Source organism: Streptomyces sp. WAC06614, assembly GCF_003949795.1.
Lineage (GTDB): Bacteria > Actinomycetota > Actinomycetes > Streptomycetales > Streptomycetaceae > Streptomyces.
This window is the reverse complement of the sequence record NZ_RPRY01000151.1, coordinates 1-17,119: the sequence shown is the minus strand read 5'-3', so window position 1 is coordinate 17,119 and position 17,119 is coordinate 1. Positions and strand designations below refer to the sequence as shown.

Annotated in this window: 14 protein-coding genes, 1 tRNA gene and 1 pseudogene; 5 read left to right on the top strand and 11 right to left on the bottom strand. The window is 70.4% G+C overall.

The features are described from left to right. Nucleotides 1-684: SIMPL domain-containing protein (locus EF918_RS20610; protein WP_148141250.1), on the top strand; the 684-nt coding region annotated here is incomplete at its 5' end. Nucleotides 685-852: 168 nt separating this feature from the next. Further along, entirely contained in the window at nucleotides 853-2,280 is a 1,428-nt protein-coding gene (gene pyk, locus EF918_RS20605; protein WP_125648583.1) for a pyruvate kinase, read from the top strand. Nucleotides 2,281-2,295: 15 nt separating this feature from the next. On the opposite strand, the gene EF918_RS20600 is transcribed toward pyk, so the two are convergent. Beyond that, a complete protein-coding gene (locus EF918_RS20600; protein ID WP_125648579.1) occupies nucleotides 2,296-3,042 on the bottom strand; it encodes a helix-turn-helix domain-containing protein in 747 nt (248 codons plus the stop codon). A 109-nt stretch (nucleotides 3,043-3,151) separates the two neighbouring features. Then, nucleotides 3,152-3,226: transfer RNA gene (locus tag EF918_RS20595), tRNA-Leu, on the bottom strand. Between the two features lie 98 nt (nucleotides 3,227-3,324). Here EF918_RS20595 and EF918_RS20590 point away from each other — a divergent pair. Next, complete coding sequence (locus EF918_RS20590; RefSeq protein ID WP_125648576.1) at nucleotides 3,325-3,978, top strand: ANTAR domain-containing response regulator; 654 nt, start codon at nucleotides 3,325-3,327, stop codon at nucleotides 3,976-3,978. A gap of 69 nt (nucleotides 3,979-4,047) precedes the next feature. Here the strand turns inward: EF918_RS20590 and EF918_RS20585 are convergent, their stop codons facing one another. From EF918_RS20585 to EF918_RS20545, 9 genes are all read right to left on the bottom strand, one after another. Beyond that, the gene (locus EF918_RS20585) at nucleotides 4,048-4,764 is read right to left on the bottom strand and encodes an ABC transporter ATP-binding protein (RefSeq protein WP_125648573.1); all 717 of its coding nucleotides are present in this window, start codon (nucleotides 4,762-4,764) and stop codon (nucleotides 4,048-4,050) included. Further along, nucleotides 4,761-5,708: an ABC transporter ATP-binding protein gene (locus EF918_RS20580; RefSeq protein WP_125648568.1), complete on the bottom strand. Its 948-nt coding sequence runs from the start codon at nucleotides 5,706-5,708 to the stop codon at nucleotides 4,761-4,763. The genes EF918_RS20585 and EF918_RS20580 overlap by 4 nt, the downstream gene beginning before the upstream one ends. 2 nt (nucleotides 5,709-5,710) lie before the next feature. Further along, nucleotides 5,711-7,522, bottom strand: a complete 1,812-nt coding sequence (locus EF918_RS20575; protein WP_125648565.1) for a branched-chain amino acid ABC transporter permease — start codon at nucleotides 7,520-7,522, stop codon at nucleotides 5,711-5,713. 5 nt (nucleotides 7,523-7,527) lie between these two features. Continuing rightward, nucleotides 7,528-8,457, bottom strand: a complete 930-nt coding sequence (locus tag EF918_RS20570) for a branched-chain amino acid ABC transporter permease (protein WP_125648561.1) — start codon at nucleotides 8,455-8,457, stop codon at nucleotides 7,528-7,530. A 126-nt stretch (nucleotides 8,458-8,583) separates the two neighbouring features. Further along, the gene (locus EF918_RS20565; protein WP_125648546.1) at nucleotides 8,584-9,822 is read right to left on the bottom strand and encodes a branched-chain amino acid ABC transporter substrate-binding protein; all 1,239 of its coding nucleotides are present in this window, start codon (nucleotides 9,820-9,822) and stop codon (nucleotides 8,584-8,586) included. A gap of 308 nt (nucleotides 9,823-10,130) precedes the next feature. Then, complete coding sequence (locus EF918_RS20560; RefSeq protein ID WP_125648543.1) at nucleotides 10,131-10,823, bottom strand: Tat pathway signal sequence domain protein; 693 nt, start codon at nucleotides 10,821-10,823, stop codon at nucleotides 10,131-10,133. Then, entirely contained in the window at nucleotides 10,820-11,221 is a 402-nt protein-coding gene (locus EF918_RS20555; protein WP_260610426.1) for a hypothetical protein, read from the bottom strand. Before EF918_RS20555 ends, EF918_RS20560 begins: the two co-directional genes overlap by 4 nt. 57 nt (nucleotides 11,222-11,278) lie before the next feature. Next, nucleotides 11,279-11,737, bottom strand: coding sequence for a PaaI family thioesterase (locus EF918_RS20550; RefSeq protein WP_125648540.1), 459 nt, complete (start codon nucleotides 11,735-11,737; stop codon nucleotides 11,279-11,281). A 48-nt stretch (nucleotides 11,738-11,785) separates the two neighbouring features. Next, entirely contained in the window at nucleotides 11,786-14,125 is a 2,340-nt protein-coding gene (locus EF918_RS20545; RefSeq protein ID WP_125648537.1) for an FdhF/YdeP family oxidoreductase, read from the bottom strand. A gap of 143 nt (nucleotides 14,126-14,268) precedes the next feature. On the opposite strand from EF918_RS20545, the gene polA reads away from it, so the two are divergent. Beyond that, the gene (gene polA, locus EF918_RS20540) at nucleotides 14,269-16,989 is read left to right on the top strand and encodes a DNA polymerase I (protein ID WP_125648534.1); all 2,721 of its coding nucleotides are present in this window, start codon (nucleotides 14,269-14,271) and stop codon (nucleotides 16,987-16,989) included. A gap of 15 nt (nucleotides 16,990-17,004) precedes the next feature. After that, a pseudogene (locus EF918_RS39315) lies at nucleotides 17,005-17,119 on the top strand (DNA polymerase); the annotation flags it as partial.

Here is a 17,119-nt window from a genome sequence, read left to right as displayed (position 1 = left end):
CCCCAGCCCTACGGCACCCCCGACGTCCCCCGCGTCGCCGTCCGCGGCGAGGCCACCCTCGAAGTCGACCCCGAGATCGCCCGCATCGGCATCACCGTCGGCGCCCGCGGCACCGACCGCCGCACCGCCCTCGAAGACCTCACCGGACGCAACGCCGCCGTCCTCGACCTCGTCAAGAGCTACGGCGAAGCCGTCGAGAAGATCGAGACCGGAGCCTTCTCCATCACCCCCGAGCTCACCCGCCACGGCCGAGGCGAACGCGTCCGCGCCTACCACGGCCGCGTCCACATCACCGCCGAACTCTGCGACTTCACCGCCCTCGGCGAACTCACCACCCGCCTCGCCGACCTCGAACTCACCAGCGTCGACGGCCCCTGGTGGGCCCTGCGCCCCACCTCCCCGGCCCACGGCGAAGCCCGTAAGCAAGCCGTCCTCGAAGCGGTCCAGCGCGCCCGCGAATACGCCGCCGCCCTCGGCGCCGGCCTCACCGCCCTCGTCGAACTCGCCGACATCGGGGCCGAGAACGGCGCCCCCTTCGGCCGGCCCGGCGGCGGGGGCATGCGCACCATGGCCTTCGCCGGAACCGAGGAGTCCACCGCCCCCGCCCTCGACCTCGAACCCCAGCGGCAGACCGTGCACGCCCAGGTCAACGCCCGCTTCACGATGACCCCGCCCCAGCTCTGACCGCCGTATCCCAGGGGTGGAATTCCGTGCCCCGATTCACCCTCCGGGGGTGCTCATCAGAGCACCCCCGCGCCCATTCAACAATTGTCAACAACCTTTTGCCCAAAGGTTGTTGAGACGACATCGGGACCTCACTCCCTACCGCTGGGTAGGGCATACGCTCCACGTATGCGCCGAGCGAAAATCGTATGTACCCTGGGCCCCGCCACCGACTCGTACGACCAGATCAAGGCCCTGGTCGAGGCCGGAATGGACATCGCCCGCCTCAACCTCAGCCACGGCACCTACGCCGAGCACGAGGAACGACACCAGCGCGTCCGCAAGGCCTCCGACGAGACCGGCCGCAGCGTCGGCATCCTCGCCGACCTTCAAGGCCCGAAGATCCGCCTCGGCCGCTTCCACGAAGGCCCCGTACTCCTTGAACGCGGCGACACCTTCACCATCACCGTCGAGGACGTCGAAGGCGACCGCCACACATGCGGCACCACCTACAAGGGCCTCGCCACCGACGTCACCCCCGGCGAACGCATCCTCGTCGACGACGGTCGCGTCACCCTCGAAGTCACCGCCGTCGACGGCCCCCGCGTCCACACCCGCGTCGTCGAAGGCGGCATGATCTCCGACCACAAGGGACTCAACCTCCCCGGCGTCGCCGTCTCCGTCCCCGCCCTCTCCGACAAGGACGTCGACGACCTCCGCTGGGCCCTGCGCGCCGGCGTCGACGTCATCGCCCTCTCCTTCGTCCGCAGCGGCGACGACATCCACGACGTCCACCGCATCATGGACGAGGAAGGCCGCCGCCTCCCCGTCATCGCCAAGATCGAAAAGCCCCAGGCCGTCGACAACATCGACGCCATCGTCGCCGCCTTCGACGGCATCATGGTCGCCCGCGGCGACCTCGGCGTCGAAATGCCCCTGGAACAGGTCCCCATCGTCCAGAAGCGCGCCGTCAAACTCGCCAAGCGCAACGCCAAGCCGGTCATCGTCGCCACCCAGATGCTCGACTCGATGATCGACAACTCCCGGCCCACCCGCGCCGAAGCCTCCGACGTCGCCAACGCCGTCATCGACGGCACCGACGCCGTCATGCTCTCCGGCGAGACCAGCGTCGGCAAATACCCCGTCGAAACCGTCCGCACCATGTCCCGCATCGTCGAAGCGGCCGAGGAGGACATCCTCGCCAAGGGCCTCCCCCCGCTCACCGACCGCAACAAGCCCCGCACCCAGGGCGGCGCCGTCGCCCGCGCCGCCGCCGAGATCGGCGACTTCCTCGAAGCCAAGTTCCTCGTCGCCTTCACCCAGAGCGGCGACACCGTCCGCCGCCTCTCCCGCTACCGCTCACCCATCCCCCTCCTCGCCTTCACCCCCGACCCGGCCACCCGCGCCCAGCTCAACCTCACCTGGGGCGTCGAAACCTTCTGCGGCCCCCACGTCGAATCCACCGACGCCATGGTCGCCCAGGTCGAAGAACGCCTCCGCGACCTCGGCCGCGTCCAGCCCGGCGACACCATCGTCATCACCGCCGGCTCCCCGCCCGGCGTCCCCGGCACCACCAACATGGTCCGCGTCCACCACATCGGCGACCCGGTCGGCTGACCACCGCGCCGGCGCTCAGTGCTTGGGCCCTACGTGGGCGTCCAGGAGGGCGACGGAGGCCTTGCGGGCGACGGACACGTTGTACGGCTTCCCCTGCCGGGCGCAGTTCGTCCACACGACCCCGAGCCGGTCCAGGGTGTCCGTGAACAGCTTGCGGATGTCGTCCGAGACGTTCGTGAACCAGTACCGCGGGTACTCGTAGCGCTTGCCGTTGCGCACGGTCCAGTTCGTCATGCGGCAGCCGTCCGAGTGGATCAGCCCCCGGACGAACGCCCACGGCTGCTCGTCCACGATCTCCTGCTGCCACGGCTCCAGCGCTATTCGGCGCTCGTGCTTCTTGCCGGGGCCGTGCTGGGGGAAGTAGCGGCTCCAGTGGTACCCGTAGCTGGTGACGTTGACGCATCCCTGGTGCTGGACGAGACAGACCTTGCTCAGCGGGGAGACGGCTCGGATCGCCTCGCGGCACTGCTCGATCAGACCGGGATAGGCGTCGGAACAGGAGATCCGGAGGTATTGGCCGTCCCGTGAGCGGTGCTTGCCGATGTGGCCGTCACCGAGATACAGACCGAGGAGGTAGGCATACGCGGCGCGGTCGGCGGGCGGCGCCCAGGGGGCGGCCAGCATGCGGCCGCGGGGTTCGATGCGGGTCTGCCATCCACGGATGGCGGACCGGGATATGCCGGTCTCCTTGCTGACGGAGTTCAGGCTGCGGCCCGCCGCGACCAGGCGTAACGCTTCCGTGCGGGTGTCCATGTCGTACATGTGTCGGATGCTCGTGCACACGGTGCACCAGCGCCCCGCGCCGACGGAAAGTGGACCGGAAAGAGTGAAGGTCACGCGCCCCGGCGTGACCTTGGAAAATGAGGAAAAGTGCCCCAGGTGGGATTCGAACCCACACTGTCCGCTGTTTGAGAGCGGCCTCTCTGACCAGTTGGAGTACTGGGGCCTGGGAAAGCAAGGAATTAACGAGCCCTGCGCGACTCCACCTTACAGGAGCTAGGTAGGCTCAGGGGAGCTGTATAGCCCCGCAACGAGGAGCCGTCCGTGACCGCCGAGCATGAGTCGTCGCCCACGCCTGTCGACGCCGACCAGTCGCATGTCCCCCCGCTGACGACCCGCGTCGTCATCGCCGAGGACGAGGCGCTCATCCGGCTCGACCTCAAAGAGATGCTCGAGGAGGAGGGGTACGCGGTCGTCGGGGAGGCCGGGGACGGGCAGACCGCGGTGGAGCTGGCCCGGGAGCACCGGCCGGACCTGGTGATCCTCGACGTGAAGATGCCCGTGCTCGACGGGATCTCCGCGGCCGAGAAGATCGCCGGGGAGTCGATCGCCCCGGTGCTGATGCTGACCGCCTTCTCCCAGCGCGAGCTGGTCGAGCGGGCCCGGGACGCCGGGGCCATGGCGTACCTGGTGAAGCCGTTCAGCAAGAGCGACGTGGTGCCCGCCATCGAGATGGCGGTCTCGCGCTTCACCGAGCTGAAGGCGCTGGAGCAGGAGGTAGCCGACCTCACCCAGCGGCTGGAGACGCGCAAGCTGGTGGACCGGGCGAAGAGCATCCTGCAGACGCAGTACGGGCTGTCCGAGCCGGCCGCGTTCCGGTGGATCCAGAAGACGTCCATGGACCGGCGGATGTCCATGCAGCAGGTCGCCGAGGCCGTCATCGAGGACGCCGAGGAGAAGAAGAACGCCGCCCAGTAGGAGCGGCCGCGCCGGTCGTGCCGAGGGCCCGCCTCCCCCGAGGGAGGCGGGCCCTTGGTGTGCGAGGGGTCAGTCCTCGCCGAGGTACGCCTTGCGGACGTCCTCGTTGACCAGCAGGTCCCGGCCGGGGCCGGACAGGACGATCTTGCCGATCTCCATGACGTGGCCCTGGTCGGCCAGGGACAGGGCGGCCTGGGCGTTCTGCTCGACGAGCAGGATCGTGGTGCCGGCCGCCTTGAGCTCGGCGATGGTCGCCATGATCTTCTGCATCATCAGCGGGGAGAGCCCCATGGAGGGCTCGTCCAGCATGAGCAGCTTGGGCTGGGACATCAGGGCGCGGCCCATGGCGAGCATCTGCTGCTCGCCGCCCGAGAGGGTGCCGGCCGCCTGCTTGCGCCGCTCGCCCAGGATGGGGAAGAGGTCGTAGGCGCGCTGGACGTCCTTGGCGATGCCGTCCTTGTCCTTGCGGAGGAAGGCGCCGAGGAGGAGGTTGTCCTCGATCGTCATGCGGGGGAAGATGTGCCGCCCCTCGGGGGAGTGGGCGAGTCCCAGCGTGACGATGTGGTGGGCGGGGACCTTCTTCAGGGACTTGCCCTGGAACTTGATCTGGCCGCCCTTGGGCTTGATGAGCCCGGAGAGGGTGCGCAGGGTGGTGGTCTTGCCCGCGCCGTTGGTGCCGATCAGGGTGACGATCTGGCCGGCCTCGACGGAGAAGGAGATGCCCTTGACGGCTTCGATCTTGCCGTAGGCGACGCGGAGGTCCTCGACCTCCAGGAGTGCGGTCACTTGGCCTCTCCGTCCGTGGTGGTGCTGGTGGTGCTGTCCGCGGCGGGAGCGTCGTCCTCGGCGGGGGTCTCCTCGGCGTGGGCCTCTTCCGCGTGGGCCTCGGCGGCCTCGACCTCGGCGACCTCGTCGGCGCCGGGGGCGCCTTCGAAGGGCTCGCCGAGGTAGGCGGCGACGACGCGCTCGTCGCTCTGGACCTCGCCGGCGCTGCCTTCGATGAGCTTCTCGCCCTGGACGAGGCAGGCCACGCGGTCGCAGAGGTTGAAGATGAAGCGCATGTCGTGCTCGATGACGAGGACGGCGATGCCCTTGTCCCGGATGGCGAAGATCAGTTCTTCGGCGGCCCGGGTCTCCTGCGGGTTCATGCCGGCGGTGGGCTCGTCCAGGAGGATCAGGCCGGGGTCGCTGGCGAGGGCGCGGGCGATCTCCAGCTTGCGCTGCTCGCCGTAGGGGAGGTTGCGGGCGAGGTGGTCGGCCTTGTGGGCGAGGCCGATGAACTCCAGCAGCTCCATGGCCTTCTCGCGGCTGGCGGCCTCCTCCTTGTGGAAGCCGGGCAGGCGCAGGAGGGCGGACCAGAGGCCTTCCTTGGTGCGGGTGTGGCGTCCGACGAGGACGTTCTCCAGGACCGTCATGTTGCTGAAGAGACGGATGTTCTGGAAGGTACGGGCGATGCCGGCCGCGGTGACCTTGAAGGACTTGGGCGGCAGGACGGTGCCCTTGTAGCGGACCTCGCCCTCGGTGGGGGTGTAGAGGCCGGTGAGGCAGTTGAAGAACGTGGTCTTGCCGGCGCCGTTGGGGCCGATGAGGCCGACGATCTCGCCGCTGTTGACGGTGAGGTCGACGTTCTTGACGGCGGTGAGGCCGCCGAACCGCATGGTGACGCCGCGGGCGTCCAGGACGGTTTCCGCCTGGGTGGCGGTGCCGGCCTCGGTCGTGGTGGTCGTCATGGTCAGGCCCCTGCCTTGCTGAGGACTGCGGGAGCTTCGAGGTCTCCGTGGAGTTCGAGCTGGTTGCGCCGGTTGGGGATGATGCCTTCGGGGCGCAGGCGCATCAGGACGATGAGCGCGACGCCGAAGGCGAGGAGCTGGTAGTCGCCGAGGAACTGCATCTTGTTCGGGATGAGGAAGAGCAGTGCGCCGCCGACGAGGGGGCCGGAGATGGTGCCCATGCCGCCGAGGACGACCGCGGCGAGCAGGAAGGCGGAGTTCGGCGGGACCGCGTTGGCGAACACGTACTGGTCGGGGGTGACCGTGTAGTTGACGTGGGCCTGGACGGCGCCGGCGAGTCCGGCGAGGGTGGCGCCGAGGGCGAAGGCGATGAGCTTGACGCGGAAGCCGTTGATGCCCATGGCCTCGGCGGCGGTCTCGTCCTCGCGGATGGCGACCCAGGCGCGTCCGATACGGGATTCCGCGCTGCGGCGGAAGACCAGGACGACGATGAGGGTGATGGCCAGCATCAGCAGGAAGTAGTTGGCGAAGCGGCCGATGGTGAAGCCCAGGAGGCTGTGGGTGGCGCCGAAGTCGAAGCCGAAGAGGTTGACGTTCGGGACGCCGGCGATGCCGTTGGGGCCGTTGGTGATGTCGGGGCCGGACTTGCCGTCCATGTTGTTCATCGAGATCCGGAAGATCTCTCCGAAGCCGAGGGTGACGATCGCCAGGTAGTCGCCGCGCAGGCGGAGGGTCGGGGCGCCGATGAGGACGCCGAAGACCATGGAGGCGAGGGCACCGAGCAGGATGGCGGCCCAGAAGGGCAGGTGCACGCCGAACGGGGAGTTCGGGGAGCCGGAGACCAGGGCGGCGGTGTAGGCGCCGACGCCGAGGAAGGCGACGTAGCCGAGGTCGAGGAGGCCGGTGAGGCCGACGACGATGTTCAGGCCCAGGGCGACGGTGGCGAAGATCAGGATGTTGACGCCGAGGGTGGCGTACTGGTCGTCGGTCTGGGTGAGGGGGAAGGCCGCGGCCGCGACGAAGGCGCCGACGAGGGCGACGTTGCGGTGGCGGTTGGTGAGGGCGGTGAAGCGGGCGACGAGGCCGGCCTTGTGGAGGGCGGCGAAGCCGAAGCCCGCGGTGAACAGGAAGCCGATGAAGAGTTCCTGGTACGGGGTGGTGATGCCGTACGTGAAGATGCCGAGGGCGAGGCCGAGGACGCCGGCGATGATGAGGATCTCGGCCCAGGCGGGGAGCGGCTTGGCCGGGGCGGGGGTCTTGGCGGCGTAGGCGGCCTTGACGATCTCGCGCCGGTTGCGGGCGTTGTGCTGGTACTGCTCCCAGGTGCTGTCCTCGGGGTCCGCGGGGTCGAGGGCGGGGCGCTCGAAGGGCAGGGAGCGGGCGCCGAGGTAGGTGACGACGGCGGCGAGGAGGGCGACGAACCCGCCGGGTTCGAGGTTGACGAGGCCGCCGAGGGTGTCGGAGATGGCCCAGACGGTGTAGAGCGTGGTCCACAGGGTGGCGAGGGCGGCGAGCTTGACGGCCGCGTCGGCTCCGCCGGGGGTGAGCCACTTCAGGCCCTTGATCCCGTAGGAGGAGAGGCCGAAGAGGGTGGTGAGGGCGCCGCTGACCAGGACGAGCCACTGGAGGCCGCCGGGGTAGCCGTAGACCGTGAGGTTGCCGGGGAAGGTGGGGGTCCAGGTCCAGGCGAGGAAGCTGGAGACGACGGCGAGGGCGCCGCCACCGGTGGCGAGGGCGCGGGCGGCCTTCTCGGGGAGGGCGAGGCCGTTGCCGCCGGTGGTCTCGGTGGCGATGTCGGTGGTGGTAGAAGTCATGGTTCTCACGCCCTGTCCGCCACGCGCTGCCCCAGCAGGCCCTGGGGCCGGAAGAGGAGCACGAGGATGAGGAGGACGAACGCCCAGGTGTTGCCCCAGGACTGTCCGCCGAGCTGCTGCATGCCGGGGATTTCGGCGACGTAGACGGTGGTGAGGGTCTCGGCGAGGCCGAGGACCAGGCCGCCGATCATGGCGCCGTAGATGTTCCCGATGCCGCCGAGGACGGCGGCGGTGAAGGCCTTGAGGCCGAGGAGGAAGCCCATCTTGAACTGGACCTCGCCGTACTTGAGGCCGTAGGCGACGGCTCCGATCGCGGCGAAGGCGGCACCGAGGGCGAACGCGATCATGATGATGCGGTCGGTGTTGATGCCCATGAGCTTGGCGGTGTCGGGGTCCTGGGCGGTGGCCTGCATGCCGCGGCCGGTGCGGGTCTTCTGGACGAAGAAGCCGAGGAACGCCATGGAGACGGGGGCGGCGATCAGGAGGAAGACGTCACCGGTCTGGATGGTGACGCTGCCGAGGCTGAAGGGGCCGCCGGGGAGCTGGGGGAAGACGACGGAGGACTTCGCGTCGGGGTACCAGGCCCACACCGCCTGCTGGAGGGCGAGGGAGAGGCCGATGGCGGTGATGAGGGGGGCGAGGCGGGGTGCGTTGCGCAGCGGTCGGTAGGCGAACCGCTCGGCGCCGATGGCCACGAGTGTGGCGATGGCTATGGCGCCTATGATCATGAGGGGCAGGGCGATCAGCATGCTGGTGCCCTCGGGGAGCAGCAGCCAGACGCTGAGTCCGCCGAAACCGCCGATCATGAAGATCTCGCCGTGGGCGAAGTTGATGAGCTGGACGATGCCGTAGACCATTGTGTAGCCAATGGCGACGAGCCCGTACATGGATCCCAGTAGCAGGCCGTTGACCAGCTGTTGCGGCAGTTCGTGCACCGCAGGTCCTCCGAGTCTTTCGACGGATGTGACACCGCGCGGGGCGCTTGAGGTACGCGCCCCGCGCGGCAGGAGTGGGTGGTGCGGCTAGTCGGTGGTCCGGCCGGCCGCGTGGCTGGTCGTGGTTCAGCCGCTGTAGGTGCCGGACTCGACGGACTTGAAGTCGTCGCCCTCGACCTTGTAGACGGTGAGCTGCTTGTTGGTGGCGTCACCGAACTCGTCGAAGGAGACCTTGCCGGTCACGCCCTCGAAGGACACGCCCTGGACGGCCTCCAGGACCTTGGCGCGGGCGCCGTCGGGGAGCTTGCCGTTGTTGCCGTCGACGATCTTCTTGACGGCCTCGATGATCGCCCAGGCGGAGTCGTAGGAGTAGCCGCCGTAGGCCGCGTACGGGTCCTTGAAGCCGGCCTTCTTGTAGTTCTCGATGAACTCCTTGGCGGACGGCAGGCTGTCGACGGGGGCGCCGACGGAGGTGGCGAGGTCACCGGCGGCGGTGGCGCCGCCGGCCAGCTCGACGTACTTCTTGTCGAAGAGGCCGTCACCGCCGACGAGCGGGATGTTGGCGCCGGCCGCCTTGATCTGCTTGCTGAGGGGGCCGCCGGCCGGGTACTCGCCGCCGTAGTAGACGGCGTCGGCGCCGGAGCTCTTGACCTGGGTGACGATGGCCGAGAAGTCCTTGGACTCGGGGTCGATGTGGCCCTCGCCGGCGACCTGGCCGCCGAGCTTGGTGAACTCGCCCTTGAAGGTGCCGGCGAGGCCCGCGCCGTAGGTCTTCTTGTCGTCGATGATGAAGACCTTCTTCTTGCCGGCCTTGTTGAAGAGGTACTGCGCGGCGAACGGGCCCTGGATGGCGTCCGTGGTCGCGGTGCGGAAGTAGCTCTTGTAGGTGCGGACCTTCGTGCCCTCGGCCCACTTGGGGCCCTGGGTCAGGGAGGGGCTGGTGTTGGCCGGGGAGATCTGGACGAGCTTGGCGTCGTCGAAGACCTTCTGCATCGACTCGGAGACCGAGGAGTTCAGGGGGCCGACGACACCGAGGACGTCCTTGTTGGCGACGAGCTTGGTGGCGTTCTGCTGGCCGGAGGAGGCCTGGGCCTGGTCGTCGAGGGCCTCGAACTTGAAGGTGACGCCCTTGACGTACTTCTTCTCGTTGGCCTGCTTGACGGCGAGCTCGGCAGAGTTGCGGATGCCGAGGCCGAGGGCGGAGAGGTCACCGGTGAGCGGGGCGTCGACGGCGATGACGACCGTGGCGCCGCCTCCGTCGCCACCTTCGGCGTTCTTGCCGGCGTCGCGCGAACCACAGGCGGTGAGCGTGAGGGTTCCCGCGGCGAGGGCGGCCGTCACGGCGATGAGAGAACGATGACGCACGGATCTGTCCTTTCGGGGCACGGCGTCCCCCCTAGGGACGCGCCGAGTCGAACGCGTGTGACCGAACTGCTGTGAGAAGGAATCCGGTGGTCGCGGTGACTGGCCGTGACTCTAAGCGGCCGTCCAGGGGATATGGAGGGCTCGGGCCAATGCTGTGACGCTCTTGTTATGCCACGGCGTAATGCATACCGGTTCTCCGAGGGTGGAACGGGTGAATTCCGGCCGTTTCGTCGTGTCCGCATGCTGAGAAACGGAAGGAGCGTAAGGCGTTTTGACTCCTGACAGCCCAGGAGTCTTGGGGGTTTTGGTCATGACGTGCCTGATGGCCCGGCATCTCGCACCTCGGGACAAGTCCTGCTCAAGGCGCCGGAAAGATCTCTGGCATAACGGTCACCGAGGATGTAACTGTGATCCTCTTTCGCCCCTCCATTACTGAGGGTTACTTCGAGAAATGGTAGGCCTGCATTCCGTGGTACATGCACGCAGTCCGTCGCTTTTATCTCCAGCACCAGCTCGTAGGCCTCGCCCGGCCGCAGGGTGAGCGGCAGCGCCGGGTGACTGGTGACGGACAGTGCCGGTGAGGGCTGGCCGATTCCCTCCACCGTCACCGGGCGGCCGCCGGCCGCGTTGCCGATCTGGACGGTGAAGGCGAGCGAGGTGCCCTCGGTGAGCGGGTCCACCGCCTCCCGGTAGGCCAGGGAGACCAGTTGGGAGGGGGCGGGCAGGATCGTGGCGGACGGCGGCGGGGCCGGCCGGCCCCCGTCCGGGGCGCGGGCGGCGAGCAGGTGGCCGCCGGCGGCCAGCAGGCCCGCGCAGGCCGTCAGGGCGACGAGGGCGGGGGCGGTTCGCCCGGCCCGGGGGTGACGGTCGGTGTACGCGTCCCAGCGGGCGCGCAGGGCGCGTGCCGTACGCGCGGCGGGGCCGGCCGGGGCGGGGGCGTCGAGCCCGGCGGTGCCGTCACCCGCCTCGACGGGGCCGATACCGGGGCCGACGGCGTTCACCAGGGGCCGCCGGTGGGCGTGCCCGTGCGGTAGCGGTCGGCGCAGCGGCGTTCGGCCTCACGGGCGGTCAGGGCCCGGGCCGCGTCCGGGCCGCCGGTCCGCAGTTCGGCGCGGGCGGCCACGACGATGTCACGCAGGATCTCGTTCTGCCCGCCGGACAGGCCCATGGCCTGGTAGTCCAGGCCCGCCTCGGGGGCGCCCGCCAGGATCGCGGCGGTCCAGTGGGTGATCAGGGAGGTGCACAGCTCCTGCGGGGAGGTGCTGTGGGGGGCGGGGGCCGCGGGCGTGCCGCCCCCGGCGCCGCCGGTGCCGCCGTCGGCGGGAGCGGCCGAACAGGCCGCGCTCAGCAGCAGGGCGCAGAGCAGCAGGCTGCTCCGCCGCGCCGGTCCGGTTCCCATGCGGGAACGCTAGACCGGCGCCGGGCGGAGTGACAACGGTCCGTTGCCGAACGGGCGTTACGAGTTCGTGTCGCGCAGCAGGCAGGTCAGTCGGGCGGTGCACACCCGGCGGTCCTGCTCGTCGGTGATGACGATCTCGTACGTGGCCGTGGACCGGCCCCGGTGCACGGGCGTGGCCACGCCCGTGACCAGGCCGGAGCGCACGCCGCGGTGATGGGTGCAGTTCAGGTCCACACCGACGGCGATCTTGGTGTGGCCGCCGTGCAGCATCGCGCCGACGGAGCCGATGGTCTCGGCCAGGACCGCGGAGGCGCCGCCGTGCAGGAGCCCGTACGGCTGGGTGTTGCCCTCGACGGGCATGGTGGCCACGACGCGGTCGGCCGAGGCCTCCAGGACGCGGATGTCCATGCGCTCGCCGAGGTGGCCGGCCGAGAAGAGCGAGGGCAGGTCGATGCCCAGGGCCGCGTACTCGTCGAGGACTTCCTGCGGGAACTTCACGCTGTGCTGCTCGCCCATGGGGCCGGCTCCGTTCGTCAACGATCGTTAACCGACGTTCCTATCACCTCACTGAGCGGCCGCTCGGTCGGGGGTGCCCTCGGCGGCTCCGGCGGTTCCGGCGGCTTCGGGGGCCCGGCCGGCCGGCTCCAGGCGGACGATCACGGACTTGCTCGCCGGGGTGTTGCTGGTGTCGGCCGTGGCGCCCAGCGGGACCAGCACGTTGGTCTCGGGGTAGTAGGCGGCCGCGCAGCCCCGCGCGGTCGGGTAGTGCACCACCCGGAAGCCCGGCGCGCGCCGCTCCACCCCGTCGCTCCACTCGCCGACCAGGTCCGTGTACGCGCCGTCGGCCAGGCCCAGCGCGGCGGCGTCCTCGGGGTGCACCAGGACCACCCGGCGGCCTCCGGTGATGCCCCGGTAGCGATCGTCGAGCCCGTAGATCGTGGTGTTGTACTGGTCGTGCGAGCGCAGGGTCTGCAGCAGCAGCCGTCCCTCGGGCACGTGCGGGTACTCGACCGGGGCGGCGGTGAAGTTCGCCTTGCCGGTCCGGGTCGGGAAGCGGCGCTCGTCGCGCGGGGCGTGCGGCAGGGTGAACCCGCCGGGCCGGGCGATGCGCGCGTTGAAGTCCTCGAAGCCGGGCACGACCCGGGAGATCCGCTCGCGGATCGTGGCGTAGTCCTTCTCGAACTCCTCCCACGGGGTCTTCGAGGCCGCGCCCAGCACCGCGCGGGCCAGCCGCGCCACGATCGCGGGCTCGGACAGCAGGCGCGGCCCGGCCGGCGGCAGGTTGCCGCGGGAGGCGTGGACCATGCCCATGGAGTCCTCGACGGTCACGAACTGCCGGCCGGCGGCCTGCACGTCCCGGTCGGTACGGCCCAGGGTCGGCAGGATCAGGGCGCGGCGGCCGGTGACCGCGTGGGAGCGGTTGAGCTTGGTGGAGACGTGCACGGTCAGGGCGGTGCGGCGGATCGCGGCCTCGGTGACCTCGGTGTCGGGGGTGGCCCCCACGAAGTTTCCGCCCATGGCGAAGAGGACCTTCGCCCGGCCGTCGCGCATCGCTTCGATGGAACGGACCACGTCGTAGCCGTGGTGGCGGGGCGAGGTGATGCCGAACTCGCGGTCGAGGGCGGCGAGGAAGGGCTCGGCGGGGCGCTCGAAGATGCCCATGGTGCGGTCGCCCTGGACGTTGGAGTGGCCGCGCACCGGGCAGACCCCGGCGCCGGTGCGGCCGATGGCGCCGCGCAGCAGCAGCAGGTTGACCACCTCGCGGATGGTGGCCACGGCGTGCTTGTGCTGGGTCAGGCCCATGGCCCAGCAGACGATGGTCCGCTTCGAGGCCAGCACCATGTCCAGCGCCCGTTCGATCTCGGCCCGGGTCAGGCCGGTGGCGGCCAGGGTGGTGTCCCAGTCGGCCTCCCGGGCGGAGGCGGCGAAGTCCTCGTAGCCGTGGGTGTGCTCGCGGACGAACAGCTCGTCCACCGCGCCGGGCGTGTCGAGCACCAGCTTGTTCAGCATCCGGAACAGGGCCTGGTCGCCGCCGATGCGGATCTGCAGGAACAGGTCGGTCAGGGCGGTGCCGACCAGCATGCCCCAGGGGGTCTGCGGGTTCTTGAACCGCTCCGTGCCGGCCTCGGGCAGCGGGTTCACCGTGAGGATCTTCGCCCCGGCCTTCTTGGCCTTCTCCAGGGCGGAGAGCATGCGGGGGTGGTTGGTGCCCGGGTTCTGCCCGGCGACGATGATCAGGTCGGCTTGGTGCAGGTCCTCCAGCGAGACGCTGCCCTTGCCGATGCCGATGGTCTCGTTGAGGGCCGAGCCCGAGGACTCGTGGCACATGTTGGAGCAGTCCGGCAGGTTGTTGGTGCCGAACTCGCGGGCGAAGAGCTGGAGCAGGAACGCGGCCTCGTTGCTGGTGCGGCCCGAGGTGTAGAAGAGGGCCTCGTCGGGGGAGGCGAGGGCCCGCAGCTCCTCCGCGATGATCGCGAAGGCGCGGTCCCAGCCGATCGGCTCGTAGCGGTCGGCGCCCTCGGGCAGGTACATCGGCTCGGTGATGCGGCCCTGCTGGCCCAGCCAGTAGCCGCTGCGGCCGGCCAGGTCGGCCAACGGGTGCGCGGCGAAGAACTCCGGGGTGACCCGGCGCAGGGTGGCCTCCTCGGCGACCGCCTTGGCGCCGTTCTCGCAGAACTCGGCGGTGTGCCGCTCGTCGCCCTCGGGCCAGGCGCAGCCGGGGCAGTCGAAGCCGTCCTTCTGGTTGACCTTGAGCAGGGTGCGGGCGGTGCGCGCGAGGCCCATCTGCTCCTGGGCGATCTTCAGGGTGTGGACGATCGCCGGGAGGCCGGCCGCGGCGTGCTGGGGAGGCGCGACCTGCGGCGCGTCCTGGACCGGATCACCTGCGGGCGGCTTGGTGGCCATGGCGCTCCCCTTCGAGCATGCGGTGTGCAGCGGCGTGCAGCAGTGTGCACTCGGTGTACTTCGGTGTGCGCGTCCGATCCTGTCACGCTCCCCGGGGATCGCCGACGCCCGGTTTGTCAGTGGGGCCGCCTAGGATCGGGGGCGTGGCAGAGACAGCATCGAAGAAGACCGAAGAGACGACCGCGGCCGACCGCCCGCGCCTGATGCTCATGGACGGGCACTCCCTGGCGTACCGGGCGTTCTTCGCGCTGCCCGCGGAGAACTTCACCACCGTGAGCGGCCAGACGACGAATGCCATCTACGGCTTCGCGTCGATGCTGGCGAACACGCTGCGCGACGAGGCGCCCACGCACTTCGCGGTGGCGTTCGACGTCTCGCGCAAGACGTGGCGGTCCACGGAGTTCCCCGAGTACAAGGCGAACCGTTCCAAGACCCCCGACGAGTTCAAGGGCCAGGTCGAGCTGATCGGCGAGCTGCTGGACACGATGCGGGTGCCGCGGTTCGCCGTCGAGGGCTTCGAGGCCGACGACGTGATCGCCACGCTCGCCACCCAGGCGGAGGCGCTCGGCTTCGAGGTGCTGATCGTCACCGGCGACCGGGACTCCTTCCAGCTCGTCTCCGAGCACACCACCGTGCTCTACCCGACCAAGGGCGTCTCGGAGCTGACCCGGTTCACCCCGGAGAAGGTCGTCGAGAAGTACGGCCTCACCCCCAGCCAGTACCCGGACTTCGCGGCGCTGCGCGGTGACCCGTCCGACAACCTCCCGGGCATCCCGGGCGTCGGCGAGAAGACCGCGGCGAAGTGGATCAACCAGTTCGGTTCGTTCGCGGAGCTGGTCGAGCGCGTGGACGAGGTCAAGGGCAAGGCCGGACAGAACCTGCGCGACCACCTGGAGTCGGTCAAGCTCAACCGGGTGCTGACCGAGATGGTCCGCGACGTCCACCTGGACCGCACCCCGGCCGACCTGGAGCGCGCCCCGTACGACGTGGCCGCGTTCAAGGCCGTACTGGACGTGCTGGAGATCCGTAACGCCTCGCTGCGCGAGCGGCTGCTGGCCGTCGACCCGGGCGCCGAGCAGGAGCAGGCCCCGGCCCCGGCGGCCGGGGTGGAGCTGGACGCCAGCGTGCTCGGCACGGGCGAGCTGGCCCCCTGGCTGGCGGAGCACGCCGGTGGCCCGCTGGGCGTCTCCACCGTGGACAGCTGGGCGCTGGGCACGGGCAACGTCAGCGAGATCGCCCTGGCCGCGGCCGGGGGTGCGGCGGCCTGGTGCCAGCCGTCCGAGCTGGACGAGGCCGACGAGCAGGCGCTCGCGGCCTGGCTCGCCGACCCGGACCGTCCCAAGGTGGTGCACAACGCCAAGGGCCTGATGCGGGTGCTGCCCGAGCACGGCTGGACCCTCGCGGGCGTCACCATGGACACCGCCCTCGCCGCGTACCTGGTCAAGCCGGGCCGGCGCTCGTTCGCGCTGGACGTGCTGGCGGTGGAGTACCTGGGCCGTGAGCTGGCCCCGCCGGCCGTCGACGGCCAGCTGGCGTTCGGCACCGACGAGACCGCCGAGGCCGAGGCCCTGATGGCGCAGGCCCGCGCCGTCCTGGACCTGGGCGAGGCCTTCACCGGCAAGCTCGCCGAGGTCGGCGCGGCCGAGCTGCTGCACGACATGGAGCTGCCCACCTCCGAGCTGCTGGCCCGGATGGAGCGGGCCGGTATCGCCGCCGACCGCGACCACCTCGAAGCGATGGAGCAGCAGTTCGCCGGCGCCGTGCAGCAGGCGGTGAAGGAGGCGCACGCGGCGGTCGGCCACGAGTTCAACCTCGGCTCGCCCAAGCAGCTCCAGGAGGTCTTCTTCGGCGAGCTCGACCTGCCCAAGACCAAGAAGACCAAGACCGGGTACACCACCGACGCGGACGCCCTGGCGTGGCTGGCCACCCAGACCGACCACGAGCTGCCCGTGATCATGCTGCGCCACCGTGAGCAGGCCAAGCTGCGCGTGACCGTCGAGGGCCTGATCAAGACGGTCGCGGCGGACGGCCGGGTGCACACCACCTTCAGCCAGACCGTGGCCGCCACCGGCCGCCTCTCCTCCACCGACCCCAACCTGCAGAACGTGCCGGTGCGCACGGACGAGGGTCGCGCGATCCGCCGCGGGTTCGTCGTGGGCGAGGGCTACGAGTCGCTGATGACGGCCGACTACAGCCAGATCGAGCTGCGCGTCATGGCCCACCTCTCCGAGGACGAGGGCCTGATCGAGGCGTTCGCCTCCGGCGAGGACCTGCACACCACCGTCGCCTCCCAGGTGTTCGGCGTGGAGCGCTCCGCCGTCGACGCCGAGATGCGCCGCAAGATCAAGGCCATGTCCTACGGGCTGGCGTACGGCCTGTCCGCCTTCGGCCTCTCGCAGCAGCTCAACATCGACCCGGCCGAGGCGCGCGGGCTGATGGAGACCTACTTCGAGCGGTTCGGCGGGGTCCGGGACTACCTGCGCCGCGTCGTGGACGAGGCCCGCGCCACGGGCTACACGGCCACGGTGTTCGGCCGCCGCCGCTACCTGCCCGACCTCAACAGCGACAACCGCCAGCGCCGCGAGGCCGCCGAGCGGATGGCGCTCAACGCCCCCATCCAGGGCACCGCGGCCGACATCGTCAAGGTCGCCATGCTCCGGGTGGACGCGGCCCTGCGCGAGGCGGGCCTGACCTCCCGGATGCTGCTCCAGGTCCACGACGAGATCGTCCTGGAGATCGCCCCCGGCGAACGGGACCGCGTCGAGGCCCTGGTCCGCCGCGAGATGTCCGCCGCCGTGGCCCTGCGGGCTCCCCTGGACGTCTCGGTCGGCGTCGGCCCGGACTGGGAGTCGGCAGCCCACTGACCTGCCACCGGCCGCCTCTCCTCCACCGACCCCAACCTGCAGAACGTGCCGGTGCGCACGGACGAGGGTCGCGCGATCCGCCGCGGGTTCGTCGTGGGCGAGGGCTACGAGTCGCTGATGACGGCCGACT

What these genes read in the sequence shown, in the direction of transcription:
- pyk (WP_125648583.1), top strand. Translation starts at nt 853, where the DNA reads ATGCGCCGAGCGAAAATCGTATGTACCCTGGGCCCCGCCACCGACTCG.
- EF918_RS20600 (WP_125648579.1), bottom strand. Translation starts at nt 3,042, where the DNA reads ATGTACGACATGGACACCCGCACGGAAGCGTTACGCCTGGTCGCGGCG.
- EF918_RS20580 (WP_125648568.1), bottom strand. Translation starts at nt 5,708, where the DNA reads ATGACGACCACCACGACCGAGGCCGGCACCGCCACCCAGGCGGAAACC.
- EF918_RS20575 (WP_125648565.1), bottom strand. Translation starts at nt 7,522, where the DNA reads ATGACTTCTACCACCACCGACATCGCCACCGAGACCACCGGCGGCAAC.
- EF918_RS20555 (WP_260610426.1), bottom strand. Translation starts at nt 11,221, where the DNA reads ATGGGAACCGGACCGGCGCGGCGGAGCAGCCTGCTGCTCTGCGCCCTG.
- EF918_RS20550 (WP_125648540.1), bottom strand. Translation starts at nt 11,737, where the DNA reads ATGGGCGAGCAGCACAGCGTGAAGTTCCCGCAGGAAGTCCTCGACGAG.
- EF918_RS20545 (WP_125648537.1), bottom strand. Translation starts at nt 14,125, where the DNA reads ATGGCCACCAAGCCGCCCGCAGGTGATCCGGTCCAGGACGCGCCGCAG.